General features: G+C 68.7%; 23 protein-coding genes. 12 read left to right on the top strand and 11 right to left on the bottom strand.

What is annotated here, in order from left to right; translation table 11 throughout:
* Window positions 1-13: 13 nt before the first annotated feature.
* Together ACQE3M_RS02605 and ACQE3M_RS02600 are read right to left on the bottom strand one after the other, a co-directional pair.
* A complete protein-coding gene (locus tag ACQE3M_RS02605; RefSeq protein WP_430503908.1) occupies window positions 14-1,252 on the bottom strand; it encodes an NAD(P)/FAD-dependent oxidoreductase in 1,239 nt (412 codons plus the stop codon).
* A 102-nt stretch (window positions 1,253-1,354) separates the two neighbouring features.
* Window positions 1,355-2,638: a glycosyltransferase family 2 protein gene (locus ACQE3M_RS02600; protein WP_430503907.1), complete on the bottom strand. Its 1,284-nt coding sequence runs from the start codon at window positions 2,636-2,638 to the stop codon at window positions 1,355-1,357.
* Between the two features lie 204 nt (window positions 2,639-2,842).
* Here ACQE3M_RS02600 and ACQE3M_RS02595 point away from each other — a divergent pair, with 204 nt between their 5' ends.
* From ACQE3M_RS02595 to ACQE3M_RS02585, 3 genes are read left to right on the top strand one after another with little or no spacing between them, the layout of a single operon-like run.
* Window positions 2,843-4,000 (top strand): A24 family peptidase, encoded by a 1,158-nt coding sequence (locus ACQE3M_RS02595; RefSeq protein WP_430503906.1) that lies wholly within the window; start codon window positions 2,843-2,845, stop codon window positions 3,998-4,000.
* Window positions 4,001-4,059: 59 nt separating this feature from the next.
* On the top strand, window positions 4,060-4,476 hold the full coding sequence (gene hisI / locus ACQE3M_RS02590) for a phosphoribosyl-AMP cyclohydrolase (RefSeq protein ID WP_430503905.1): 417 nt from the start codon (window positions 4,060-4,062) through the stop codon (window positions 4,474-4,476).
* Between the two features lie 3 nt (window positions 4,477-4,479).
* Window positions 4,480-5,718, top strand: a complete 1,239-nt coding sequence (locus ACQE3M_RS02585) for a DUF7118 family protein (protein WP_430503904.1) — start codon at window positions 4,480-4,482, stop codon at window positions 5,716-5,718.
* Between the two features lie 35 nt (window positions 5,719-5,753).
* Here ACQE3M_RS02585 and glmM read toward each other — a convergent pair whose 3' ends face one another.
* Entirely contained in the window at window positions 5,754-7,112 is a 1,359-nt protein-coding gene (gene glmM, locus ACQE3M_RS02580) for a phosphoglucosamine mutase (protein WP_430503903.1), read from the bottom strand.
* A 115-nt stretch (window positions 7,113-7,227) separates the two neighbouring features.
* Between glmM and ACQE3M_RS02575 the strand changes: the two genes are divergently transcribed.
* From ACQE3M_RS02575 to ACQE3M_RS02565, 3 genes are all read left to right on the top strand, one after another.
* Window positions 7,228-7,821 (top strand): hypothetical protein, encoded by a 594-nt coding sequence (locus tag ACQE3M_RS02575; protein ID WP_430503902.1) that lies wholly within the window; start codon window positions 7,228-7,230, stop codon window positions 7,819-7,821.
* Between the two features lie 898 nt (window positions 7,822-8,719).
* The gene (locus tag ACQE3M_RS02570; protein WP_430503901.1) at window positions 8,720-10,081 is read left to right on the top strand and encodes a 5'-deoxyadenosine deaminase; all 1,362 of its coding nucleotides are present in this window, start codon (window positions 8,720-8,722) and stop codon (window positions 10,079-10,081) included.
* A gap of 175 nt (window positions 10,082-10,256) precedes the next feature.
* A complete protein-coding gene (locus tag ACQE3M_RS02565) occupies window positions 10,257-11,216 on the top strand; it encodes a succinylglutamate desuccinylase/aspartoacylase family protein (RefSeq protein ID WP_430503900.1) in 960 nt (319 codons plus the stop codon).
* Between the two features lie 586 nt (window positions 11,217-11,802).
* Here the strand turns inward: ACQE3M_RS02565 and ACQE3M_RS02560 are convergent.
* The 3 genes from ACQE3M_RS02560 to ACQE3M_RS02550 form a co-directional block, all read right to left on the bottom strand.
* Entirely contained in the window at window positions 11,803-12,294 is a 492-nt protein-coding gene (locus tag ACQE3M_RS02560) for a Tfx family DNA-binding protein (protein ID WP_430503899.1), read from the bottom strand.
* Between the two features lie 81 nt (window positions 12,295-12,375).
* On the bottom strand, window positions 12,376-12,834 hold the full coding sequence (locus ACQE3M_RS02555; RefSeq protein WP_430503898.1) for a TRAM domain-containing protein: 459 nt from the start codon (window positions 12,832-12,834) through the stop codon (window positions 12,376-12,378).
* A 369-nt stretch (window positions 12,835-13,203) separates the two neighbouring features.
* Window positions 13,204-13,551 carry a hypothetical protein gene (locus ACQE3M_RS02550; protein ID WP_430503897.1) on the bottom strand — a complete coding sequence of 116 codons (348 nt, stop codon included), beginning with the start codon at window positions 13,549-13,551 and terminating at the stop codon, window positions 13,204-13,206.
* 171 nt (window positions 13,552-13,722) lie between these two features.
* Here ACQE3M_RS02550 and ACQE3M_RS02545 point away from each other — a divergent pair, with 171 nt between their 5' ends.
* From ACQE3M_RS02545 to ACQE3M_RS02530, 4 genes are all read left to right on the top strand, one after another.
* Window positions 13,723-14,193: a hypothetical protein gene (locus ACQE3M_RS02545; protein ID WP_430503896.1), complete on the top strand. Its 471-nt coding sequence runs from the start codon at window positions 13,723-13,725 to the stop codon at window positions 14,191-14,193.
* Window positions 14,194-14,238: 45 nt separating this feature from the next.
* Entirely contained in the window at window positions 14,239-15,357 is a 1,119-nt protein-coding gene (locus ACQE3M_RS02540) for a tRNA (guanine(26)-N(2))-dimethyltransferase (protein WP_430503895.1), read from the top strand.
* Between the two features lie 135 nt (window positions 15,358-15,492).
* On the top strand, window positions 15,493-16,845 hold the full coding sequence (locus ACQE3M_RS02535; RefSeq protein WP_430503894.1) for a YihY/virulence factor BrkB family protein: 1,353 nt from the start codon (window positions 15,493-15,495) through the stop codon (window positions 16,843-16,845).
* Between the two features lie 2 nt (window positions 16,846-16,847).
* Window positions 16,848-17,789, top strand: a complete 942-nt coding sequence (locus ACQE3M_RS02530; protein WP_430503893.1) for a phosphatase PAP2 family protein — start codon at window positions 16,848-16,850, stop codon at window positions 17,787-17,789.
* Window positions 17,790-17,812: 23 nt separating this feature from the next.
* Here ACQE3M_RS02530 and ACQE3M_RS02525 read toward each other — a convergent pair whose 3' ends face one another.
* Window positions 17,813-18,241 (bottom strand): SRPBCC family protein, encoded by a 429-nt coding sequence (locus tag ACQE3M_RS02525; RefSeq protein ID WP_430503892.1) that lies wholly within the window; start codon window positions 18,239-18,241, stop codon window positions 17,813-17,815.
* Window positions 18,242-19,106: 865 nt separating this feature from the next.
* Between ACQE3M_RS02525 and ACQE3M_RS02520 the strand changes: the two genes are divergently transcribed.
* Window positions 19,107-19,484, top strand: coding sequence for a hypothetical protein (locus ACQE3M_RS02520; protein ID WP_430503891.1), 378 nt, complete (start codon window positions 19,107-19,109; stop codon window positions 19,482-19,484).
* A 9-nt stretch (window positions 19,485-19,493) separates the two neighbouring features.
* Here the strand turns inward: ACQE3M_RS02520 and glnA are convergent, their stop codons facing one another.
* The gene (glnA, locus tag ACQE3M_RS02515) at window positions 19,494-20,861 is read right to left on the bottom strand and encodes a type I glutamate--ammonia ligase (protein WP_430503890.1); all 1,368 of its coding nucleotides are present in this window, start codon (window positions 20,859-20,861) and stop codon (window positions 19,494-19,496) included.
* Between the two features lie 126 nt (window positions 20,862-20,987).
* Between glnA and lrp the strand changes: the two genes are divergently transcribed.
* Window positions 20,988-21,446, top strand: coding sequence for an HTH-type transcriptional regulator Lrp (gene lrp, locus ACQE3M_RS02510; protein ID WP_430503889.1), 459 nt, complete (start codon window positions 20,988-20,990; stop codon window positions 21,444-21,446).
* 59 nt (window positions 21,447-21,505) lie between these two features.
* Here lrp and ACQE3M_RS02505 read toward each other — a convergent pair whose 3' ends face one another.
* The 3 genes from ACQE3M_RS02505 to ACQE3M_RS02495 all read right to left on the bottom strand — a co-directional run bounded on the left by ACQE3M_RS02505 (window position 21,506) and on the right by ACQE3M_RS02495 (window position 24,456).
* The gene (locus tag ACQE3M_RS02505) at window positions 21,506-21,895 is read right to left on the bottom strand and encodes a TRAM domain-containing protein (RefSeq protein WP_430503888.1); all 390 of its coding nucleotides are present in this window, start codon (window positions 21,893-21,895) and stop codon (window positions 21,506-21,508) included.
* Window positions 21,896-21,993: 98 nt separating this feature from the next.
* The gene (locus ACQE3M_RS02500; protein WP_430504032.1) at window positions 21,994-22,146 is read right to left on the bottom strand and encodes a hypothetical protein; all 153 of its coding nucleotides are present in this window, start codon (window positions 22,144-22,146) and stop codon (window positions 21,994-21,996) included.
* Window positions 22,147-22,362: 216 nt separating this feature from the next.
* Window positions 22,363-24,456, bottom strand: coding sequence for a hypothetical protein (locus ACQE3M_RS02495; RefSeq protein WP_430503887.1), 2,094 nt, complete (start codon window positions 24,454-24,456; stop codon window positions 22,363-22,365).
* Window positions 24,457-24,516 lie beyond the last annotated feature (60 nt).

The following is a 24,516-nucleotide window of genomic DNA, read 5'->3' as shown; positions in this document are numbered from 1 at the left end:
GCGATCGAGGTAATCACCGGTGTTCGAACACGTCGGTATAGCCGTCGAATCGGGAGATGGAGACGGCGTCGTAGTAGTCGGTCGGTTCTCCCGCAACCAGCTGGCGGGCCACGATCTCCCCGACGGCGGGTGCGAGCTGGATCCCGATCATCGTCGCGGCCAGCGAGAGGCCCTCGACCTCGGTCCAGCCGACGATCGGGTTGCCGTCCGGCGTGCTTGTGCCGACGCCGACCCACTCGTCGGCGAGGGTCGCGTCCGCAAGCCGCGGCACCAGGCGCTCGGCCCACTCGAGCGCCGTGTCGCGGAAGGCGTCGAGCTCCGCGTCGCCGACGGCGTCGAGGTCGTAGGTCGCCTCCCCCTCGTCCTCGCTCGGCGTGTAGGTCACGAGGATCCGGTCGTCCCGCTTCCGGTGGAGGCCGACGGAGGACTCGTGGGACTTGATCGTCGGGAGCGTGTACGGCAGCGGCTCGTCGAGTTCGACCGCGTACACCGGGGATAAGGTGTGCTCGATCGGGAGGTCGATCCCGGCGGTCGCCGCCAGCTCTGCGTTCCACGGGCCGGCGGCACAGACTACCGCGTCCGCGGGCTCGACCCGATCGCCGTCGATCTCGACGCCGGACACCCGTCCCTCGATCGTTTCGATGCCCGTCACCTCGGTCTCCGTCTCGAAGGTGACGCCGTTCTTCCGGGCGCGCTCGACGAACTCGAGGGCGAGCTCCCGGGGACCGAGCGTCCGGTCGTCGCTCCGGATGTGCCCGTACATCGGCCGATAGAGCGCGCCTGCGACGGCGTCCGTGTTCAGCGGCGGGACGACGAGGGTCTCGCGCAGCTCGTCGCCCGGCACGTACGTCGTGAGGTCGTGGGCGAACTTCCTCGCGTCGACGCCGCGCCACTCCTCGTCGCCTTCGGAGGTGCCCGGCTGGTCGGCCTCCGTCCGGGCGTCGAGCCGCTCCAGTCGGGCCGCGTTCGCGTCGTCGACGGCGACCCGCAGTCGGCCCGACTGGGTGTACTCAGCGTCCGATTCGGGATCGGCGAGAAACTCGTTGTACAACTGGAAGCCGTACTGCTTCATCCGGTAGTGCGGGTCGGGGCCGCCGACGCCGACCATCGAGGTGGACTTGAACGTCGTCTCGGCCGCCAGCCCGTCGCGCTCGTAGACGACGACCGGATCGTCGGTCCGCTCGCTGAGGTGGTACGCGACGCTCGCTCCGACGATGCCCCCGCCGACGACGGCGTATCTCGTGGAAGTCATCGGGTCCGGGTGTGGGTGCTGGTTGCGCGGTCACGAGCAAAAGACTACTCCCCGTTTCGGGGCCGGGACCTGGTGCCGCCGGGACCGTCCGCGGATGCGGGTTCAGGATCCGGTTTTCGAGACCCGGTACCACTCGCCCTCCCAGGTGAGGAGGTACTCCAGGATGGCCTTCACCGTGAGGACGCCGTGCCCGAGGTAGACGAGCGGGGAGAGCAGGACGGACCACGAGGGGAGGCCGACCCGGCCCGCCTGCGTGTCGCGGGCCCAGACGCCGCCGATCATGCCGAAGATGCTGGTGAAGGGGACGAGGGCCGCGCCGGTGTCGACGACGAACAGGAACAGGACGTGGACCGCGAGGATTACGAGCGCCGCGCCGGCGACGACGGCGCCGACCGCGCGCCCGACGGTGACGGCGTCGCCGAGGCCCACGCCGTTCCCGAGCGCCTCGCGGATCCGGAGGTGCGCGACCTGAACGTGCCCGATCCGCCAGCGTTTCCGCTGCGCCCAGAGGTCCCGGAGGGTGTGCGGGGCCTCCATCGTGCTCGTACAGCAGCGGTTCCGGGTCACGGAGAGGTCGGCCTGGTAGCACTGGTGGGAGAAGTAGATGTCCTCCGTCAGCACGTCGGCGTACCCGCCGACCGACTCGATCGCGTCCCGGGTGAACCCCGTCGCGGAGCTCTGACAGTGGGTGAAGCCGACGAGTTCGCCGATGAGATAGCCGGCCTGGACGACGATCCGTTCGCAGTACGCGAGCGTCTCGATCGCCCCCGTCGGCCGGGGCACGCGCCGGCCCTGGAACACGTCCGTGTCCCCCCGGAGCGCGTTCATCGCGACGGGGACGAACTCCGGGGACGCGCGTTCGTCGGCGTCGAAGACGACGAAGTGGTCGGCCTCGCTGCGCCGGACCGCGCAGTTGATCGCCGTCGCCTTCGACCCGGGATCGTCGTTGACCAGGCACTCGACCGGTTCGTAGCGGGCCGCCAGCGCTTCGGCTCCGGAGCGGGTCGCCGCGTCGTCCGGTTCGACGACGATCGCGATCCGAAGCGGGTCGTAGTCGCTCTCGAGCAGGCTCGTGACGCTCTCGTCGACGACGTTCGCGTCCCGATAGGCCGGGATTATCGCCTGGACCAGCGGCCCGGACGTCGGGAGGTCGTCGACCTCGGTCCCACGCCAGACGTCGACGACGAAGACGAGGCCGGTCGCGGCGACGACGACGCTGAACAGCCCCACCGAGATCAGCCCCTCGAAGAGGTGGACGCGAACGAACAGTGGATCGAGGGCGGAGGCCCAGAGCGCGATCCCCGTGAGCAGGCCGAACACGACCAGCCCGCTGATCGCCAGGAACGACCCGGCTTTCTCGGCGGCGTGGTGCGTGACCGGTGCCATTATGGTCAATCCACGGAGATGTCTTATTTAAGCTTACCTCCCAAACGGGACCGGATCGTTTGCGAATCGGCCGTATTGGGGTCTCTCGTGGGCTTCTACCGGATATCTGATGCAGTATCCGTTCTCGGACGCCCCGCCACGTTCTCGCCGGGGGATCCGGCGTCGAACCCCAATCCCTAACTCATCGCGCGTCACGGAACCCGTATGCTCGCGTCCGTTCCGGATCTCCTCCGTCTCCTTCTCGTCCCTCTGTTCGGGTGGGCGGCGTACCGAGACGTTCGGACTCGCCGGCTCCCGAACCGGCTCTGGCCCCCACTCTACGCCTTCGGCCTGCTGCTGCTCGGCTGGGAAACGCTGACCCACTGGCCGCTCGCCGGCATCGAGGACCGACTCTTCCTGCTTCGCGTCGGCCTCAGCCTGCTGTTCGTCGCGCCGCTGGGCTACGTGTTCTGGCGCATCGGCGGCTTCGGCGGCGCCGACGCGAAGGCGCTCATCGCCGTCGCGCTCGTCTACCCGACGTTCCCGACGTACATCCTCCCGGTCGCCGGGATTCCGGCGCTCCCCGCGGTCGAGACGTACCTCGGCGTGTTCTCGCTGACCATCCTCACGAACACCGTCCTCGTCGGCGCCCTGTACCCCCTCGGTCTCGCCGTCTACAACGCGGCCGGTGGTCGGGTGTCGCCCGCGATGTTCCTCGCGCGGCCGGTGCCGGTCGAGCGGCTCCCCCACCTCCACGGCCGGCTCTTCGAGACGCGCGAGGGCTTCACGCGCCGGGGGCTCGACGTCGACGCGCTCCGCATGTACCTGCGCTGGCGCGGGCTGACGCTCGCGGACATTCGCGAGGACCCGGATCGCCTGCGCGACCCCGCGAGCGTCGACGAGACCTTCGAACCGACCGACGGTGCGGCCCACGTCGGCCCGGCGACCGACGGCGGCGAGCGCGTCGCGAGCGAGACAGTAGACGACGCTGACGACGACGACGCCACAACCCAGACCGTCGCTGGCGACGACGCGGAGGCCATCGCCGGCGACGGGGCGGAGTCCCTCGCTGGCGACGAGGAACTGGCGGGAGCCGACGGTGAGCCTACCGAGGCCGACGGTGAGCCTACCGAGGCCGACGGTGAGCCTACCGAGGCCGACGACCCCTGGGCGGCCGAGCGCTTCCTCGACGATATCGAGGGGTCGGCGTACGGCACCGACCCGGAGATGCTCCGGGAGGGGTTAGAGACCGTCGTCGAGCGCGACGAGGTCTGGGTGTCGCCGGGGATGCCGTTCATCGTCCCGATGTTCGTCGGCCTCGTCGTCGCCGTCACCTACGGCGACGTGCTGTTCGCGATCCTCTCCGCGCTCGGGTTCGCCTGATGGTCGGCCGCGCCGGGGTAGACAAAAGGCCTATTCACCGTCCTCACGTTCCGGGACACATGAGTCACGAGCACGCGGGCGCCGGGGACGCGGCGGAGTCGGACCTCGAGGACGGAGACGTCATCGACGTCGACTTCGGCGAGAACGGGCTCGTCCCGGCGGTCGCCCAGGACGCCGAGACCGGCGAGGTGCTGATGCTCGCGTACGTCTCGCCCGAGGCGCTCGAGCAGTCGCGCGAGACGGGGCTGGCCCACTACTACTCCCGCTCGCGCGACGAGCTCTGGAAGAAGGGCGGCACGTCCGGCAACGTCCAGCGGATCGAGGAGATCCGGGTCGACTGCGACGCCGACAGCCTCCTCTACCTCGTCGACCAGGACGGCGGCGCCTGTCACACCGGCTTCCACTCCTGCTTCCACCGGACCATCGATGGTGAGGAGGTCGGCGAGCGCGTGTTCGACCCGGACGAGGTGTACTGACTGATGGACGACCCCGAGTCGAAGTCGGAGTCGGCGTCGGCGTCGACGTCGACTTCGGCGACCTCGCAGTCGGTGGAGTCCAAATCCGCGGACGCGGACGCTCCACCACTCCCGGAGGACGGCCCGATCCGGACGGCCCGGGACGCCGCGGCGACCCTCCGGGAGCGCTACGACGAGGTGGAGCGCATCGAAGCCCGTATCGAGCGCCTCGGCCAGGACCGCGTCGAGGCGGCGGCCGACACGTACCGGCGCGCGCATCGCGTGCTTGACCAGTACGAGGACGACGCGACCGGCACCGGCGACTTCGGCTCGTACGTCGAGTTCGAGGGCGAGTTCTCCGACGCCGTCGACGTCGACGACGACGCGCTCGCCGCCGACGCCTTCGCGGCCGCCGACGAGGCGGTCGACAAGCGCCGGCTCTCCACCGACGACTTCGACGCTGCCCGCGACGCGCTCGACCCGGCCGGGGAGTACGTCACCCTGCTCGAGCGCCGGGACGACGCCGTCGACGACTACCGGATCGCCCGTCGCGACCTGAAGAAGGCCCGCGACGACCTCGAAGACCGGATCGAGGAGCTCGAGGCAGTCGCCGAGTACGCCGACGTCGACCTCACGGTGCCACTCGAAGAGCTTCGCGAGCAGTTCGAGGGCTACAACGACGCGGTTCGCGAGGCCTTCGACGAGTTCCTGAAGACGGCGAGCGCCCGCGAGACGTTCGACTTCCTGGAGGCGACGGAGCGGTACCCCCTCGTCGACTTCGACGCGCCGCCGCGGGACCTCTCCGAGTACGTCGACGAGTACGCGGCCGGCGAGGAGCCGCTGCCCCAGCTGCTCGAGTACGCCGACTACTCGCAGTCGAAGCTCGACCACTACGTCGAGGATCCCGGGGCGCTCCGGACCGCGGTCGCCGTCCACCGGACGTGGATCGAGCGACTCGACGGCGAGCCGCTCACGCTCGGGTGGCCGCCCGAACCGGCCGACGAAATCCAGTACCGCGTGCAGGAGCTCACCTCGCTCGTCTCTCGCGTCGCCGACGAGGACGTCGTCGCGGATCTCCGCGCCATCGGCGACCGAAGCCGGAAGGACGACTACGAGACGTGCCGCCGTGCGGCAAAAGTGACCGAGGAGTTCGACGAGCGGGAGCAGGCGCTGATCGAAGCCAACGCTGCCGGGGACCGGCTCGCCGAGGCGGAGGAGACGCTGGCGCTGGTCGAGGAGATCCTGACAGAAACCGAGCGCTGAGGGGTCCTTCGCTGTCGCCTTCTCTCCTGTTCTTCCTATTCGTCGGTAGCGACGGCGTCGACGACGTCCTCGACGAGCTGGTTCGCGCGGTCGGCGTCGCGGGCCTCGGCGTAGACGCGGACCTTCGGTTCCGTGCCCGAGGGACGGACGAGCACCCACGCGTCCCCGTAGTCGAGGCGGTAGCCGTCCGTCGTGTTCGGCTCCGCGTCGGCGGAGAGGGCGTATTCCTCCGCGGCGTCGAGCATCTCGGTCAGCTCCGATTCCGAGTCGTACCCGAGGTTCCGGCGCTCGTTGTGGTACGCCTGGTACGGGGCGACGACCTCGCTGGCAGCGGTCCCGTCGGCGAGCAGCTCGAGGAACTTCGCGCCGATGTAGGCGCCGTCGCGAGTCAGGCGGTACGGCGGGAAGAAGATCCCCCCGTTGCCCTCGCCGGCGATGGGGACGCGTTTGCCCGTGCGCTGGAGCTCCCGGATGCGGGTGATGATGTTCGTCGCGCCGATGGCCGTCAGCTCGAGGTCCGCGCCGACGTCGTCACAGACGTCGACGAGGCGCTGGGAGACGTTGACCGCGGCAACCGTCGCGTCGCCGGGTTCGAGTGCCTCCGCGGCGAGGGCCGCGAGCGACGCGTCGCCCTCGATGTACTCGCCGGTTTCGTCGACGAAGACGGCGCGGTCGGCGTCGCCGTCGTGGGCGATCCCCACGTCGGCGTCCGTCGTCCGGACGAGCCGCTGGAGGTCGTCGAGGTGCTCGGGGACCGGCTCGGGCAGTCGCCCGGGGAAGTGGCCGTCGGGCTGGGCGTTGACCGTGACGACGTCACAGCCCAGCTTCCGGACGAACTCGGGGTTCGAGAGCGCACCGGCGCCGTGGCCGGGGTCGACGGCGACGGTGAGCTCCGCGGCGGCGATGGTGTCGCGGTCGACGGCGGCGAGCAGCTCGTCCACGTAGTCGTCGACCGCGTCGTCGACGCGGCGCTCGGTGCCGGCCTCGTCCCACTCGACCTCCGCGAACTCCTCGCCAAGGATGTGGTTCTCGACGCGCTCGAGGTCCTCCGTCGAGAGCTCGACGCCGTCCGGGCCGACGAGCTTGATCCCGTTGAACTCGGGCGGGTTGTGGGAGGCCGTGACGACGACGCCCGGAATCCCCTCGACTTCGCAGTAGCGGCCGGCGGCGGGCGTCGGGGCGACGCCGAGACGGTCGACGTCGCAGCCGACGGCCGCGAGGCCGGACGCCGCGGCGTTCGCGAACAGTTCGCCGGTGGTTCGGGTGTCCCGGACGACGGCGACGCGGTCGGCGTCCCAGAGCGTCCCCGCGGCCTTCGCGACGCGCAGCACGAACTCGGGCGAGAGGTCCGAGATGGCGACCCCGCGCGTCCCGCTGGAGCCGAACAGTTTCATATCGAGACCCTCGCTCGCCTCCGGGAAAGCGGTTCCGAACGCCGGCGCGACTGGGTGTGAACCTCCCGCGCGGGCGTCTCGTGAGGTTGAAACCCGCCGAGTGGCAAACGTCGCTATGCAGTGTTCTCGACGGTCGTTGCTCGCCTCGCTGGGGACCGGCGGCGTCGTCGGCACGGCCGGCTGTCTGGACTTCGCCGCGGGGGAGGGACCGCAGGGGCCGGACGGCCGCCCGACGACGCTCAGCTGTCCGAACGAGGAGTTCCGCCGGCTCGACCAGCGGTTCGCCGAGGAGGACCTCCGCTTCGTCTCCGCGCGCACGGCCGACGACGTGAAGTTCGAGGTCGCCGCGCAGGGGCGGACGAAGACGTACGGAAGCGAGCTGCGGATCGTTCTCCGGAACCTCGACCAGACCGAGACGACCATCGGGAGCAGCGAGCGCATCGCGATCCAGCGCGAGACCGGCCAGGGCTGGGTCGACGTCCGCGGCACGCCGGACGGGAGCGAGGTCTCGTACCCGGAGGAGCCGAAGACCGTCGGATCCGGCGGCGGCCACGTGTGGTCGTTCACCCTGCGCGAGGAGCCGATCGCGAACACGCTCTCGACGGCGGACCTGACCGTCTGTCCGCAGCTGGGCGCCGGCACCTACCGCTTCGTCTACTGGGGCCTCGACGGCGCCGCGATCGGGACCGAGTTCGAGATCATCGACTGAGCGCTTATTTCCGAACTTCCCCGGCTGCTCTTTATAAGCGAATTTGAACGGTTGACACGGGCTTGCTCTTGACAGCACCGCAAACACCCAGAAAGCCCTCGGCCGCTCTTGCTCATAAACTGGATGCACGGGTGCAGACGCTGTTGCGCTTGACAGCACCGCAAACACCTCGAAAGCCCTCGGCCGCTCGCGGTCGCTCCGCGACATATCCGCGGCTCTCAGCAAGGCCCGCCGCGGATAGGGGTCGACGGAGCGACTCCGTTACACCGCGACCGGCCGTCGCCCTTTCAGTCCGCCAGGACCGCAACCGCAACCGCAACCGCGACAGCACCGCAACCGCGTTCCTCAGCCCTCCCCAGCCTCGGCCGGGGCGCGCCGGCTCCGCAACGCACCGCTCGGCGCGCCCCGCCCTCCCTCGCACGCGTTGCTCGCGCGCGCCGACCGCCCCACACCGCACGCCGGCCAGCCGGCGCGAACGACGCCCGGCCACCACTCCGGGGCGGGACTGAAAGGGGCAGCCGCTGCGCGGGACGCCCTGCGAAGTAAGCACTGAGCCAGCGAACGAGCGAAGCGAGTGAGCTGGCGAGGCGCGCAGCGAGCAGCGCGACCGCTCAGCGGCTGGGGCTTTCTGGGTATGCCGAGTGGTGTCGTCAGCGACGTCATCTGAGCCCATTTACAAGCGCGAGCGCTCAGCGGCTGGGGCTTTCGAAGCATGCTGAGTGGTGTCTGCGACGTCGATAATCGATCTGACTTAAAAGAGCGAGTGCTAAGCAACGAGGAGTTTAAACGAAATGGGAAGATCACCCGATCAAAAACCCGACCTCTGAGTCCAAACGCCGTCATCGAACGCCGACACCACGCACACCCTCTTGTCGCTGGCTGGCGAGATGGACCACTAATGGGAACGCTGATAGCCGGGACCGTCGTCGCCGACCCGGAAACGGTCATCGAGGACGGCGCGGTCGTCGTCGAGGGCGACGCGATCACCGCCGTCGGCGACCGCGAAACGCTCGCCGACCGCTACCCCGATCACGAGCACCGCGAGTTCGACGTCGTCGCGCCGGGGCTCGTCGACGCCCACGTCCACTCGGTCCAGTCGCTCGGGCGCGGGCTCGCCGACGACGTCGCGCTCGACGAGTGGCTCTCGGAGTACGTCCTCCCGCTCGAAGCGGCGATGGACGCCGACGCGATGCGAGCCGCCGCCGAACTCGGCTACCTGGAGTGTCTCGAATCGGGGACGACGACGGTGCTCGATCACCTCTCAGTGCACCACGCCACGGCGGCCTTCGAGGCGGCCGCCGACCTCGGGATCCGCGGCCGGCTCGGGAAGGTGCTGATGGACCGCAACGCGCCGGACGCGCTCCGGCAGCCGACCGAGGTCGCCGTCGAGGAGTCCGAGTCGCTGCTGCGCGAGTACCACGGCGCGGCCGACGGGCGGCTGCGCTACGCCGTGACGCCGCGGTTCGCGCGGTCGTGTACGGCGGACTGCCTCCGGGCCTGTCGCGATCTGGTGGACGAGTACGCCGAAGCGAGGGGAGAGAAGGGGAACGAGCCCGGCAGCAAGTACGACGACCTGCGGATCCACACCCATGCGAGCGAGACGGCTGCGGGGGTCGCCGCCGTCGAAGCCGAAACCGGCAAGCGGCCCATCGAGTGGCTCGACGAGGTCGGACTCACCGGGCCGGACGTGACGCTCGCCCACGGCGTCCACCCCAGCGAGGCTGAGCGGGCCATTCTCGCCGACACCGACACGGTCGTCACGCACTGCCCGTCCGCGAACATGAAGCTCGCCTCCGGCGCCGCGCCGGTGGCCGACTATCTCGACCGGTCGGTTACGGTCGCCCTCGGGAACGACGGTCCACCCTGTAACAACGCGCTCGACGCGTTCACGGAGCTCCGACAGGCGAGCCTCCTCGGGAAAGTCGCCGGCGACGACCCGGCCCGGCTCCCGGCCGAGGCGGTGTTTCGGATGGCGACGGCGGGCGGCGCGAGGGCGACGGGATTCGACCGGATCGGGGCGCTCCGGGCGGGCTACCGCGCGGACCTCGTCGGGCTCTCCACGGCGACGGCCCGCGCGACGCCGGTCCACGACCCCCTCTCGCACCTCGTCTACGCGGCACACGGCGACGACGTCGCGTTCACGATGGTCGACGGCGACGTGGTGTACGACGGCGGCGAGCTGGTCGCGGCCGACGTCGACGCCGCGGCGATCCGCGAGCGAGCGGCGCGACACGCCGACCGGCTCACGGAGAGGCTGTAAGCCAGTGAGCCGCCACTCCGCGCCTCCGCCACTACGCACCTCCACCGCTCCGCGCCTCCGCCACTACGCACCTCCACCGCTCCGCGCCTCCGCCACTACGCACCTCCATCGCTCCGCGCCTCCGCCACTCGCCGGCACCCTCGTTTATAAGCGGTCGGCGGCGGATCGGTCGCGTATGCACGAGTCCGAGCGCATCACGCTCGCGCGGCTCCCCTCCGGGGTGCCGATCGAAACGACGGTCCACACGTACGGCGAGGGCGACCCGGTCGTCTACGCGCAGGCTGCCCAGCACGGGCGCGAGGTGAACGGGAGCGAGGTGCTCCGACGTCTCCACGAGGTCCTCGTCGACGCCGACGAGGAGTTCGAGGGGACGCTCGTGGCGGTGCCCGTCGCCGACCCGCTCACGTTCGACCGGGTCTCCTACACGACGCCGGAGGGGCTCGACTCGGTGAACGCGAACATGAACCGCTGCTGGCCCGGCGACCCGGACGGCACGCTCCACGAGCGCATGGCCGCCCGGCTCTGGGAGTACGCGGGCGACGCTGACGCCATCGTCGACCTCCACACGGGGTCGCCGACGATGCTCACCCACACGGTGTACATGGCGGGCGACGAGGACTGCCGCGGGCTCGCGGAGGCGTTCGGCACGGACCTGTTGCTTGCGGAAGCGGCCGGCGACGACGCGGATACGGAGTGGGCCGAGCGCGACTTCGGCGGGAAGCTCCGCGTCGCCGCGACGCGGGAGGACATCCCGACGATCACGCCCGAGCTGGCGCACAACAAGCAGGTCGTCGAGGAGGCTGTCGAGACCGGCGTCGCCGGGATGCTCGACGCGCTCCGGCACGTCGGCGTCCTCGCGGGCGAGCCCGCCGGCTGGGACGGCACCGTCGCGCGCAACCACCTCGGGCGCGTCCGCGCCGACGACTCCGGCCTCTTCGTCCCGGACACCGGCGTCGCCATCGGCGACTCGGCGACCGAGGGCGACGAACTCGGGACGCTCTACGATCCGACGACCTACGAGGAACTGCAAACTGCCGTCGCCGACCGCGACGGGATCGTCTACTCGATCGCTCGCGAAGCGACCGTCACGGCGGGGGAAACGCTCGTCGGCGTCGCGGAGATCGTCGAGCAGTAGGAACGCGAGCAAGGTTTATCATGGTCGGATTCGACGGAGTAGCTGTGCCGACCTCGCCAGTTTCGATTGGTTTTGGTCGGCCTAAACCATAACAGTTTAATGGGTTTAGGCCAACCTAAACGATATGGTCGCCCCACTCTCGGACTGGTCGACCACCGATCCGACCGAACCTCGGAGGTGGTCGCGAGGATAGGCGCAGTCAGAGGCACACTTGCGACAGCGGACCACCCTTCCGACTCGTTCGGGCTGCTGGGCGAGTCGGTTCGGCGGCACGCCGCCACGTGTCGCCGGTCGCGAGGGTTCTGTCCCCCCTCGCGGTCTCCGTCACACCGGGAACACCGTGGGCACGGACGTTCCCGTCCGATGTGCCCATCCCGGCGGTGGGGCGCACGTCCCCGCGTCGTCGGTTCCGGCGTTCCGGCCGTCACTGTCCCCGACGGCACCGGACGCCGACCCGACTGCCACCGCCGGCGGCACATCAGCCGTTTTCTCTTCGCGAACCACGTTCCGACAGTGGCCACGCTGGTCGCCGCACCCGACAGCAGCGACGCTCGTCACCGCGCTCGGCCTCGTCAGCCCGCGCCGGTCAGGGCCGTCGCACGCGGACCGTTCCGTCGCTGTCGACGGTGACGAACAGGCGCTGGCGGACCTGCCGCCCCTGGACGGCGTCGCCGGCGGCCTCGCCGACGATCCGCATCAGCTCCGGCGCCGTGTGGTTCACCTTGACGCCGGCCTCGTCGCAGGCGTCGTACACCTGCGTCGGCACGTCGTAGAGGTCGGTCGATTCGCCGATCTCGACCCGAACCGGCGCGGCGAGGGCCTCGGCGAACGCGACCGTCTCGCGGGCCTTCTCGACGTTCTCGCGGGCGCTCGCCTCGACGCTCGACACGTTCGCCCGGGAGGTGCCCAGCCGCTCGGCGATGACGGACTGCTTCAGCCCGCGCTCGCGCAGCGCGAGGACCTCGGCCTGGCGACGCGTTAACACCCCTGCGCTCGGGTCGAAGCCCGCCCGTTCGAGCACGGCGTCGACGTCGACCGCGTCGTCGGGCGACGAGTCGGCGTCGTCGTCTGCAGCCATGTCTGGACGGAAGTGATGTGGCCGGAAAAAGGTATAGTGCGGACTGTCCGAGGCGCCGGTCGACTCCGGGGGAGCGAGCCGCTAGCCCCAGAAGTTCTCGCGGCTGCCCAGCTGCTCGCGGTCCGGGCCGCGGGTCGACGACCCTTCCTCTTCATCCTCGTCTTCGGCTTCGCCTTCCTCGCCCGCCTCGCCCTCTTCCTCCTCGAGAGGCAGGCGCTCGACGATCTCCTGGGCGCGCGCGGAGTTCGACTTGACCGTGTGGATGCGGACCTTCGCGCGGGCCGGCGGGAGCAGCCCGTCGACCATCACGATGAAGCCGTCGTCGGTGCGGCCGACGCCGGCACCGCTCTCGTGGATGTCGTCGACCTCGACGACGACCTCCTCGCCCGGTTTGACGGGCTGCTGCTTCAGGTCGCTGATCGGCATATCGTAGTGCTGACACCACTCGGCCCCGCCGCGGTTGCCGTAGTGCTGACAGCCCATTCCCTCGATGCGCTCCTCGAAACTTGGGCAGTCGTCAGCCAGTGGACAGTCCGGCATACAGGAAGCTACCCGGCGGGCGCTCTAAACGTTTCCGACTACCGGTGAGGGACCGCCAGACGGCGGCGAGCCGGCGGGAAACCCCGCCCGGACCACCGCAGGGAGAGGCGGTTGCGCCCAGTTGACGGCGCCGGAAATTCCCCCACCGTGTTGGGCGGCGCGTCGCCGGCGACGTCCGGCTCCTCGCGATCGTCCTCGGGCTCGCGGAGACCGAGTCGTGGCAGTGTTGCAGCAACCGGCGCCGTTTATATGCCTCTCAACAACATGTTACATGGGAGCCACGAGTTCCGGGTGGTTCCGGGATTTCCACGGGTCTGTGTATCCGGCTCCCCGTTTTCCACGGGCAGGACGGCCACCTCGCCGGAGCTGCTACAGGAACTCGCGTACTTCCGAGTACCACATGTCGTGCTCGTCGACGCGGCCGATGCGCTCGGCGATTTCGACGGCGAGCGCGTGCCAGCACCGCTGGTCGGGGTCGTCCGTGTCGAGGTTGTAGGTCGCGTCCGCGCAGTCGCAGTCGCCCTCCTCGATGATGTACTCGTCCTCGTGGCCCACGACGACGGTGAAGTCCTTGTACTCCTTCACGCGCTCCTCGGCGACGGCCTCGATCGCGCGCTTGCCGCGGTCCCCGTGCTGGTCGACGATGGCGGCGGCTATCGGCGCCTCCAGCTCCCCGGCCTCGGCCAGGGCCGCCCGCCAGTCGTCGACCTCGCTCACAGACGCGATAGACGAGGGCGCTCCAAAACTGCGTCGGTGCAGCAGTCGAGCGTCCGACGGTGGCACAGGACGAGTTCGAGGGCGCCCGATCGCGGAGCCACCGGCTGCAGGATGCTCCGCCGTCGGCCGCGGAGCGGCACACCTTTGTGTGGGATCCCCATACCTCGGCGCATGCTCGATGGTGTTCGCCGTCGCGTCGACGGTCGGCTCGACGCGATGCGCCAGGAACTCGGCAGCCTGCCGCGCGGGGTTCGCGTCGCCGGCGCGATCTTTCTCGTCGTGATGTGGGTGCTCGGGGTCCAGTACCTCGCGGCCGACGTCGGTATCCCACTCGCGAGGGCGCTCGGCGCGTCCTCCAACGCCGCGCTGTCGGCGGCGTACCTCGCCACGTTCGGAGTTCTGCTGCTCACGCCGTTCGTCGTCCTCCTCGACTGGGAGTTCGGCAACTCCGCGCGCAGCGCGGCGGGCATCCTCCTCCTGATGGCGTGGTTCGTCGCCGCCGACCGGCTCGCGGACGGCGTGGCGGCCGCGTTTGGACTGCCCTACACGCCCGTCGTCGTGGCGGCGTTTCTCCTGCCGGTGCTCGTCGTCGGCGGGTATCGGTTCCGGAAGCTGGGCGGTGCCGGTCCGGGGGCCGGGTGACCCCTGGAACACGGCGCTTTTAGGCCGCCTCGGCGAACGCGACGTATGGACGTGGAGGAAGGCGACGTGACGGTCGAGGTTCCGGAATCGCGCGACGGCGCCAGCGAGGGCACCGGCGGCGGCGTGTTCTTCAACCCCGAGCAGGAGCTGAACCGCGACGTCACGGTGGCGACCCTGCGCGCGTACCACGACCGGGAGCCGCGCGCCGAGTCGTACCTCGACGCGATGGCCGCCTCGGGCGTCCGGGGCGTCCGCGCGGCCAACGAAGGCTACGACGTCACCTGCGCCGACGTCGACCCCGACGCCGTGGAGCTCGCGGAACGGAACCTCGCGCGCAACGACCTCCCGGGGGAGACGGTCCACCGCGACGTCAACGCGCTCATGCACGAGGAGGTGTTCGACGTCATCGACCTCGACCCCTACGGGACCCCCATCCCCTTCGTCGACGCGGCGATGGCGAACGGCCGGAACCTCGTCTGCGTCACCGCGACCGACACCGCGCCGCTCTGTGGCGCCCACCTCAACAGCGGCATTCGGAAGTACGGCGCCGTCCCCCGGAACACGGACTATCACCCGGAGATGGGGCTCCGGACCCTGCTCTCGGCACTGGTCCGGACCGCCGCCCGCTACGACAAGGCCGCCAGACCGATCCTCTCGCACGTGTCGCGCCACTACGCGCGGGCGTACCTCGAACTGGAGTCCGGCGCGCAGGCCGCCGACAGCTGCATCGACGAGCTGGGCTACCTCTACCACTGCGAGGACTGTCTCCACCGCTACACGGAGCACGGCCTCATCGCCGACCCGCCCGAGGCCTGTCCCGCCTGCGGGAGCGACCGGACGCTGACGGCGGGCCCGCTCTGGCTCGGTGCCGTCGCCGACAGCGACTTCGCCGAGGCCGTCCGCGCGAACGTCTCCGACGACATGGGCGAGGCGAAGCGCGCCCGGAAGCTGCTCGGTCGCGTCGCCGACGAGCTCGACACGCCGACGCATTACGACCAGCACCGCCTTTATAAACAGTGGAGCGAGCCCGCCATCGGCATGGACGACTTCATCGCGCAGCTCCGCGAGGCAGGCTACGACGCGACGCGCGCCCACTATCACGGGACCGCGTTCAAGACGACGGCCGACGTCGACGAGATCCGCGACGCGATCCTCGAGGAATAGCCGCCGGGTCGCAACCGACGGCCTCCCCTCTCGTGGCAGACCGACGGCCTCCCCCTCCATGGCCGACCGACGGCCTCCCCTTCCATGGCCGACCGACGGCCTACCCTTTTGTAGTCGACTTGCGAACGTACTGGCGTGCGAAGCGACATCGCGTCACTCGTCTCGACGGTTCGGCAGGTGGTCTCCCTGGTGCAGTCCGGCCGGGTGACCTTCCTCGCCGCGGGCGTCGCCTACTACGCGTTCATCTCGCTGATCCCCGCGCTCCTGCTGCTGGTCGTCGTCGCCAGCACGGTCTTCGGCGAGGCGTTCGCGGCGACCGTGCTGGCCGCGACGCGCCAGTTCCTCGCGCCGGCCGGCCAGGAGGCGATCACGACCGCCGTCGCCTCCGCCGAGGGACGCGGCGGCGCGACCGTCTTCGGCGTCATTGTCCTGCTCTGGTCGACGCTGAAGGTGTTCCGGGGGCTCGATACGGCCTTCCTGGAAGTGTACGGCGTCGAAGCCGACGTCGGCTTCCTCGCGCAGCTCCGGGACGCGACGACGGTCGCGGTCGGGCTCGGGGTCGGCCTCGCCGCCATGGTCGTGGTCGGGACGGTCGTCGCGGCCGTCGACGTCGGGCCGCTCGTCGACGTCGTCAGCATCCTCCTGTTGCCCGCGCTGCTGACGCTGGTCTTCCTCCCCATCTACTACGTCCTCCCGTATCCGCTGGTCACCCTCCGCGAGGCGTTGCCGGGCGCCGTCGTCGCCGCGGTCGGGTGGACGGCGTTGCAGGCGATCTTCCAGCTGTACGCCGCGGGCGCCGAGCAGTACCAGGTGTACGGCGTCATCGGCGGCATTCTGCTGCTCGTGACGTGGCTGTACGTCGCCGCGCTCGTCGTCATCGTCGGCGCCGTCGTCAACGTCGTCCTCTCGGAGCGGCAGGAGGTCGGTATCGAGCCCGGTGAGCCGATGGCGTCGGCGGGCCGGGGAGCAGCGAGGGCCGCAGCCGCGACCGGATCCACCGTGGAAAACGGCGTGGACCGGCAGCTACAACAACGCCCGGGGCTACCCACGGATATGGGCGAACGAGACGGATCGACTGCGACCGAGTCGGAGCGCGGGGAGCGCCCCCGCGGCGCTCCGGACGTGGCCGAGCTCGAATCGGAGGTCAGTCGGCTCCGGGCCGAGCTGGAGTCCTTCGAGGAGGACGTGGAGGAGCGGACCGTCGACCGACCGCAGCTGAAGACGGAGCTGCAGGCGTACGTGCGCGACCGCATGCGCCGCGGGCACGCTCGCGGCTGGGGGCCGTACCTCGTCCTGCTGTACGGGACCGTCATGACCCTCGGGGCGTTCTACTTCCTGCAGGGTATCTACGCCATCGCGGCGATGATCGTCCTCGGGCTCTCGACGCTCGGCCTCTACACGCTGTTCCTGGTCGTCGGCGTGGGGCTCAACGCGGCGGGTGTCCCGGGCAAAGCGTTCGACTACGTCCGCAGTCGAGGTGACGACTGACGATGCGCGGGCTCGGCGAAATCGCGATCGCGGACGCGTTACCGGAGGCCATCGTCGTCCTCTTCGCGGTCGTCACGACGCTCGCGGACACCTGGTTCGTGTTCGGCGTGCTGACGCTGGGCTACTGGTTCCTCCCGGCACGCTGGATCCCCCAGCCGCGTCGCCGGATGGCGACACTGATAGCGCTCGCGACCTGCACGCTGGCGGCGGTGACGGCGCTCAAACACGGCTTCGCCGTCCCGCGACCGGGCGGCGCCGCGACCCCCGAGTGGCTGCCCAGCCTCGCCGCGGCGTGGTTCGAGAACACGGTCAGCGCCGACGGCTTCGGGTTCCCCAGCGGCCACGCGGCCGGCGCGACGATCCTCTACGGCGGCCTCGTCTTCGTCCTCGACTGGGCTGACCGCCGGCGACGGGCCATCCTCTTCTGCACCGTCGCCGTCGCCGTCGCGTTCTCCCGGGTCGCGCTGCAGGTCCACTACCTCGTTGACATCGTCGCCGGCGCGGTTCTGGGCGTCGCCGTCCTCTTCGGCGGGCTCCGGCTCGCCGGCGCCGACGTCCGGCGGCTGCTCGCTGGCGGCGACATCTCGGACAACCTCGCCACGACCGACCCCCTGGCCGATCTGGACCCGACGCCAGTGTTCCTCGTCGCGAGCGTCATCGGCGCTGGCGGCGTCGTCGTCTCCATCGTCGGCGGCTACCACGAGGGCGTCCTCGAGGGGGCGATGGCGATCGGGACGGCACTCGGCGGCGCGGGCGCGTGGCGGCTCGTCGACAGCGACGAGCCGACCGTCCGGCCGACCGTCGCGGTCCCCGGCTTCCTCGTCGCGGGCGGCCTCTGGTTCGGCGCGCTGGGGCTGGAGCCGCCGGTCCTCGTCGCCGGGATCCTGGCGGCAGTCGGTGTCGGGGTCATCGTCGGGCTACCGGCGCTCCAGCGCCGCATCTGAGGGGGCGTCGGCGCGGCAATTCCTCACTCCAGTTGCTGCTTGAGGTTCCGGATCATCGCGTCGGTTTCACGCTCCAGCTGCCGGGAGACCACCGGCCGCGCGAGCTTACCGAGCACGCCGCTGGCGACGGGTTCGTACTCGTTGACGTACCTGAGACTCGTGCCGCCGTTCGCCGGTTCGAGCTCGTAGGTGACCCGCCCCTCCAGATTGCCCGACACCTCGTAGACGCGGCGGTTCGGCGGGTCGATCTCGACGTCCCGGAATCGCGAGTGAAGGTCGATGCCGAAGACGTCGTACGTGAGCTCCCCAGCGTGGCCGACCGCCGTCTCCTCGACGTTCTCGACGGCGACGAGGCTCGGGATGACCCTCGTGTGGTTCTCGGGCTGGCGGACGTACTCGAAGACGGCCTGTGGCGGCGCGTCGATCCGGACCTCGCGCTCGATGGTCGGCATGACTGCTCGTGGGGTCGGATTTGGTGACGATAGCCCATAAAGACAGGTTACGATCGGTCGCCTGAGATCGGTATCGGGTGTACTCGTCTATCTACGTCTGTTACGTTGCCCGGTATGCGTGGAGCTCGCCGGCCATTGTGCTGGTCGCTTATAAATAAAATTGGCTCTCAATGCAATCGACACCACTCGGCATGCCTCGAAAGCCCCAGCCGCGGAGGCGGTCGTACTTATAAGCAGAATGGGGAAACGTCGCTTGCAACACCACTCGGCATGCCTCGAAAGCCGCGGCGGCTGAGCAGTCGCACTTATAAATAAAGTCGGATATCGTCGCGGGTGCCACCACTCGGCATACCCAGAAAGCCCCAGCCGCTGAGGCGGTCGCGCTGCTCGCTGCGCTCCTCACGGCTCACTCGCTTCGCTCGTTCGCCGTTGCGGTGCTTGCGTCGCAGGGCGTCCCGCTCAGCGGCTGCCCCTTTCAGTCCCACCCGGGAATGGTGGCCGGGCGTCGCTCGCGGCGGTTGGCGGAGTTCGCGGCGCGGCTGCGGTGGCGCGCGCGAGCAACGCGTGCGAGGGAGGGCGGGGCGCGCCGCGCGTTGCGGTGCAGTGCCGGCGCGCCCCGGCCGAGGTTAGGGAGGACTGGGGGACTGCGGTTGCTCTGCGGTGTCGTCGCGGTTGCGGGGCGGTGCTGTCCTGGCGGACTGAAAGGGCGACGGCCGGTCTCGTGAACGAAGTGAACGAGAGCTTGGAAGTCGCAGCCCGGCAGCGCAGCGGAGCGAGCAGCCCGGACCGTCTTCCAGTGGTCGCGGTGTAACGGAGTCGCTGAACCGACCCCTATCCACGCCGGGCGGTGCTGAGAGGCGTGGATATGTCGTTCAGCGACCGCGAGCGGCCGAGGGCTTTCTGGGTGTTTGCGGTGCTGTCAAGCGTAGCAGCGTCTGCACCTGTGCATCCGGTTTATAAGCAAGAGCGGCCGAGGGCTTTCTGGGTGTTTGCGGTGCTGTCCAGGGCGAGACCGTATCACCTGTACATACCTGCTTATAAAAAGCGGCAGAGGGCTTTCTGGGCGTTTGCGGTGCCGTCAGGCACAGTAACGGCTGCACTTCTAAACACCATTTATAAGCAAAAGCGGGAGAGGTCGGTCGCGCTCGTCGCCAAAACGGCTCGAGGTCCGTCATCGGAGAGACAACATCGAGAAAACGAGGAGAAAACGATCGCAAAGTCGGGAAACGCAAATCGCCGCTAACCAGCCGACTTAGAACTTCTCGAGGTAGCGCTCCTCCTCCCAGGTGGAGACGGAGGTGAGGTACTCGGCGAACTCCTGATTCTTCGCCTCGGCGAACTTCTCGGAGACGTGCGGGCCGAGCGCTTCGGTCACAGCGTCGTCGGCCTCGAGGGCGTCGACGGCCTCACCGAGGTTCGACGGCAGCGTCGTGATGCCGTACTCCGCGCGCTTCTCCTCGTCGAACTCGTAGATGTCCTCGCGGACCGGGTCGCCGGGGTCGGCGCCCGTCTCCATGCCGTCGAGCCCGGACGCGATGAGCGCGGCCAGCGCGAGGTAGGGGTTACTCGACGGGTCGGGGCTGCGGACCTCGAAGCGGGCGGAGACGCCCGCGGCGTCGGGGACGCGGATGAGCGCCGAGCGGTTGACGTCGGACCACGCGATGTAGACGGGGGCCTCGTAGCCCGGGACGAGGCGCTTGTAGGAGTTGACGGTCGGGTTCGTGACGGCGGTGAAGGCGGGGGCGTGGTCGAGAATGCCGCCCATGAACTCGTAGGCCGTCTCGCTCAGGTTGAACTCGTCGTCCTCGTTCGCGAAGGCGTTGTTGCCGTCCTCGTCGAACAGCGAGATGTGCGTGTGCATGCCCGAGCCGTTGATCTCGCCGATCGGCTTCGGCATGAACGTCGCGTGGAGGTCGTGCTGCTCGGCGACGGCGCGGACGACGGCGCGGAACGTGGCGATGTTGTCCGCGGTCTCGAGCGCGTCGGCGTACTTGAAGTTGATCTCGTGCTGGCCCTCGGCGACCTCGTGGTGAGACGCCTCGATCTCGAAGCCCATGTCCTCGAGCGTGAAGATGATCTCCTTGCGGACGTCGGACGCGAGGTCCTTCGGGGCGAGGTCGAAGTAGCCGCCGTTGTCGTGCGGGATCGTCGTCGCGTCGCCGTTCTCGTCCTTCTCGAAGAGGAAGAACTCGGGCTCCGGCCCGATGGAGACGGAGTAGCCCATCTCGTCGGCGCGGTCGAGGACGGACTTCAGCACCTGGCGGGGGCCGCCGACGAACGGCTCGCCGTCGGTGTCGACGATGTCGCAGATGAGCCGCGCGGTGCCGCCCTCGCCCTCGCTGCGCCACGGGAGAATAGCGAACGTGTCCGGGTCCGGGATCAGGCGCATGTCGGACTCCTGGATCCGGACGAAGCCTTCGATGGAGGAGCCGTCGAAGTAGATCCCCTCGGTGAACGCCTTCTCGGCCTGGTGGGCCGGGACGGAGACGTTCTTCACGACGCCGAGGATGTCCGTGAACTGGAGCCGGAGGAAGTCGATGTCCTCCTCCTCGATGGTGTCGAGTACTGCCTGTTCCTTCGCCGTCAGCCCGCCGTCGGGGGTTGCGTGGTCGTCCGTCATGTTCTGGACGTTTCCATCGTATGCTCCCAGTATAAAGGCCTTGTCGATTGGTGCATGACCCGCCAGGCCTCCGCTGAAACTGGATGTTCGTAAAGTTCTAAACCCTTCATTACGTGGTCGCATGTAATGACGTACGAAAACCTCGACGCCAAGCTCGTGAACGAACTCCTCGGTAACGGTCGCGCCAGCCTCCGCAGCCTCGGCGAGGAGCTCGACGTGTCCGTCACCACCGTCTCGAACCACCTGCGCGACCTCGAGGAGGAGGGCGTCATCGAGGGCTATACCCCGACCGTCGACTACGGCAAGCTCGGCTTCGACGTGACCGCGATTCTCCAGCTCAAGGTCGAGGGCGACGCGCTCCCCGAGATCACCGAGACCCTCCGCGAGGAGAAACAGATGATCAGTGTCTACGAGGTCACCGGCGACTACGACGTCATCGCGATCGGCAAGTTCGCGGACACTGACGGGATGAACGACCAGATCAAGTCGCTGCTCACCGACGTCAACATCCGCGAGTCGAACACCTCCGTCGTCCTCAACGCCGTCGCCGAGAACGAGCAGTTCGACCTCGACATTCACGAATAGGTCGACCGACGGGTCCGCAAGTCGGGTCGACTTCCGACGGGTCCGCACGTCGGGTCGACTTACGCTTTTTCGACGAACGTCGCGTCCGCGGAGGTCCGCCCTTCGTTGAACGAGAGCACCTTCGCGCGGATGACGTCGCCGGGGCCGACGGAGCCCGGAATGTCCTCGACGAACAGGACGAACCCCTCGACCTCGCCGACGGCGACCTGGGTGCCGCTGTGATGCTCCGACAGTTCCTTGACGCCGAAGGTGTACGTCTCGCCGACGTCGACGGGCGGGGCGCGCTCCTGGGCCTCCTCGTGCGCGCGTTGTGACTCGCGAGCCTCCGCCGACGGTCCCCGAAGACGGGCGACGAGGAGGAAGAGCACGACCAGTCCGACGGCCCCAAGCAGGGCGGCGACGATGAGCGGATCGACGCCGACGAGGTCGGCGATCCGATCGAGTACCATGTCCCATCGGTGGGGAAGCTTCTATTTATAACTGAACGACCGACGGTCGACAGCCCGTTCTCTCGCGCCCTATCCGAAGAAAATCGTGGGTGTGTCGCTCAAACGAGATGTTCGGTCACGTTGTTGACGTCTGTGCGACAGAACGGACACCGATAGTGGGTGTCGAACCCGCTCGACTGTGCGACCGTCTTCGCCTCCAGCTCGTGCATGGCGATCTGACGCTCACAGTCGGGACATTGGACCTTAGGCACACCCATGACACGTGGTTACACGAATGTAAATCACTCGTTTGTCACGTCCGGATCACGTCCTCTCGGCAGGGTGAGAAGTTTGCGGGCCGTTGCTGGGCCGGATTCCGGCGAGAGCCCCCGCCGAATCGTCGTTCCGGCGACGCCGAAACACGTCGGCTGGCGACACCGTGACACGTCGAGTGGCGACGCCGACGCAGGGGGAGGCGAGCGCCCGAACTACTCGGAAACCCGCTCATTTAGCTCCGTATCCGTCGGTTCGTCGCCCGAGTCCGACCGCAACGCACGGGCGGCCGAGCGCTCGACCAGGTCTCGCGTCGGCGGGAGTGCGTCGGCGTACACCTCGCCGTTCAAAACGACGACGACGTCCTCGTCCGCCAGCAGGTCGACGACCTGTGCCGTCGAGAGGTGTTCCGCCATCTCGATCGAGGTGCCGACGAGCTGGTGTTCGTCGGGGCTGAAGTCCTGGCGGAGCCAGTGAACACTCCCTATACCGAGTGGTTTCGACGGCGTGACGACGAATTCGGCCGCATGTTCCCCCGGCGCAACCGTGTCGATCACGTAACACTCCCCGTTTTGCCCCGTGTCCCACAGCACCGCCATCTCGGTTGGCACGCCGGCGATCCGATACTCGCTGGGGTCGAAGAGGAGTTCCGCAGTCCGAGCGACGCTGTTTCCTCGGAGCAGGCACCCGACGATCCGGAGACCCGGATCGGGCGACGTGACGCCGGGTGCCTCAAGCGAGACGGTTGCTCCGGCGTCAACAACCGAGGCGACGCTCGATTCACCCGTCCGGTCGGCGTCCAGCACGACAACGTTCGGTCGGCACTCGGAAAGTGTCGAGAGTTCGAGCGGGCCGTCCGCGCACGCGACGGTCGACCCGGTGGCCGACAGATCCAACACGACTAGGTCGGCGCCGCTTTCGAACAGTCCTTCCAACTCGTCGGTCGTCGGGTCGGCGTGAACGGCTATCCGCTCCGGGTACGCACGCAGCGGTGCGTATTCGAGATGCGACCGTAGCAGTTCGGCCCTGTCGGCGTCGTCGGTCACGACCGCCACGACTGCCTCGTCGACCACGGGTAGTGTTTCGTTCAGTTCGCGTTCGAACGCCCGATCGTCGAGCGCGACCCCGCCGGAAGGTACCGTAGAGTGAGAGTACCCGACAGCAAAGGGCTTCGTTGGCCGATCCCGAACGGTCACCGGCGACGAGACGGTCCCCGGTTCCGCAACAGAAATGTGCGCCATAGAGTCGAGCAGGTAGGGGACTAGCGTTACATCCGACGGGTCGGGACGGAGTACGGCCGTGACCGGCCATCGAGGGAGCGCGTCCAACACCGGCTGCATCGGAGCCTCGAGCTGCTCCATCAGCTGGTCGCCCAGCGGTTCCGACGCCAGGGATTCAGGATAAAATGAGAGGTGTGGTGCCACTAATCCGTACTCGCGTGTCGGTATCGGGACGTACCCATCCTGCCGAGCGAGCGTGTCCAACAGAAAACAGGCCGAGATGATCCGCTCGACGGACTCCTCGAGCGTTCGATCGGGAGTCGTCAGCGACTCGGAGTACCCGTTCGGGAGATGGAGCGCCGGTTCCGTGCCCGGTTCGATCGACGCGCCGAAATAGAAGGCCAGTGGCGCAACTCGGTAGAGGTCGGCGTGGGTCTCCGGCACGGTAACGACGATACCGGTATCCGGTTTCGAGAGCACCGACGGGATCTCGAGCGCTTCCCCGCGGAGGATCCGTGGCGGGTGGCCACGCAACGTGGGCCAGGACCGCTCCGGGGAGAATTCCTTGATCGACGACCCGAGGTACGAGAATGCCTCCATTCGAGCGGCAGGATCGTCAGGGACGGTGATCGTCGCCGCCGGGAGCGAATGCGTCGACCGAGCCCCGACGGTTATCGTCCGTTCCGCGGAGAGCTTGACTCGGACTGGGCTTTCGTACATCGTCCCGACGTACTCCAGCGTCACCGCGGCGTCGGGAATCCGTACGTAGGCCTTCACCGAACCGGAGATTTCGAGGTAGTGCGTTCCGGGCGGAGACGTCCGTGACTCCTCGGCGGCCTCGAAGGTCACTTCGCCAGTTTCGTCACGCAACAGTACGCTATCGTGTTGGCCGATATTGAATTCGGCACCGTCGAACGACACCGCCCGGTCCACTGGAAAGTGAAAGAGCTCCTCGAGTGCGGGGTCGAGCACCAGTGGCGGGTCCGCCTCGAACTGCTGGATGCCACCGCCGAATTTGTCGCGGACGGATAGCGTCGACCCGTCCACTTCAAAGGAGACTAGCGATTCACTCTCCCGACCAGAATTCATCGCGTTCCTCTTTTGTGCGAACGCGGTTAATCTGTTCGATCTGTCACACGTTTTACGGAA

This window comes from Halosubterraneus shenae (assembly GCF_050510935.1).
Taxonomy (GTDB): domain Archaea; phylum Halobacteriota; class Halobacteria; order Halobacteriales; family Haloferacaceae; genus JBDGPU01.
The sequence above is the reverse complement of the archived record's forward strand: the minus strand, read 5'-3'. Positions and strand labels throughout refer to the sequence as shown.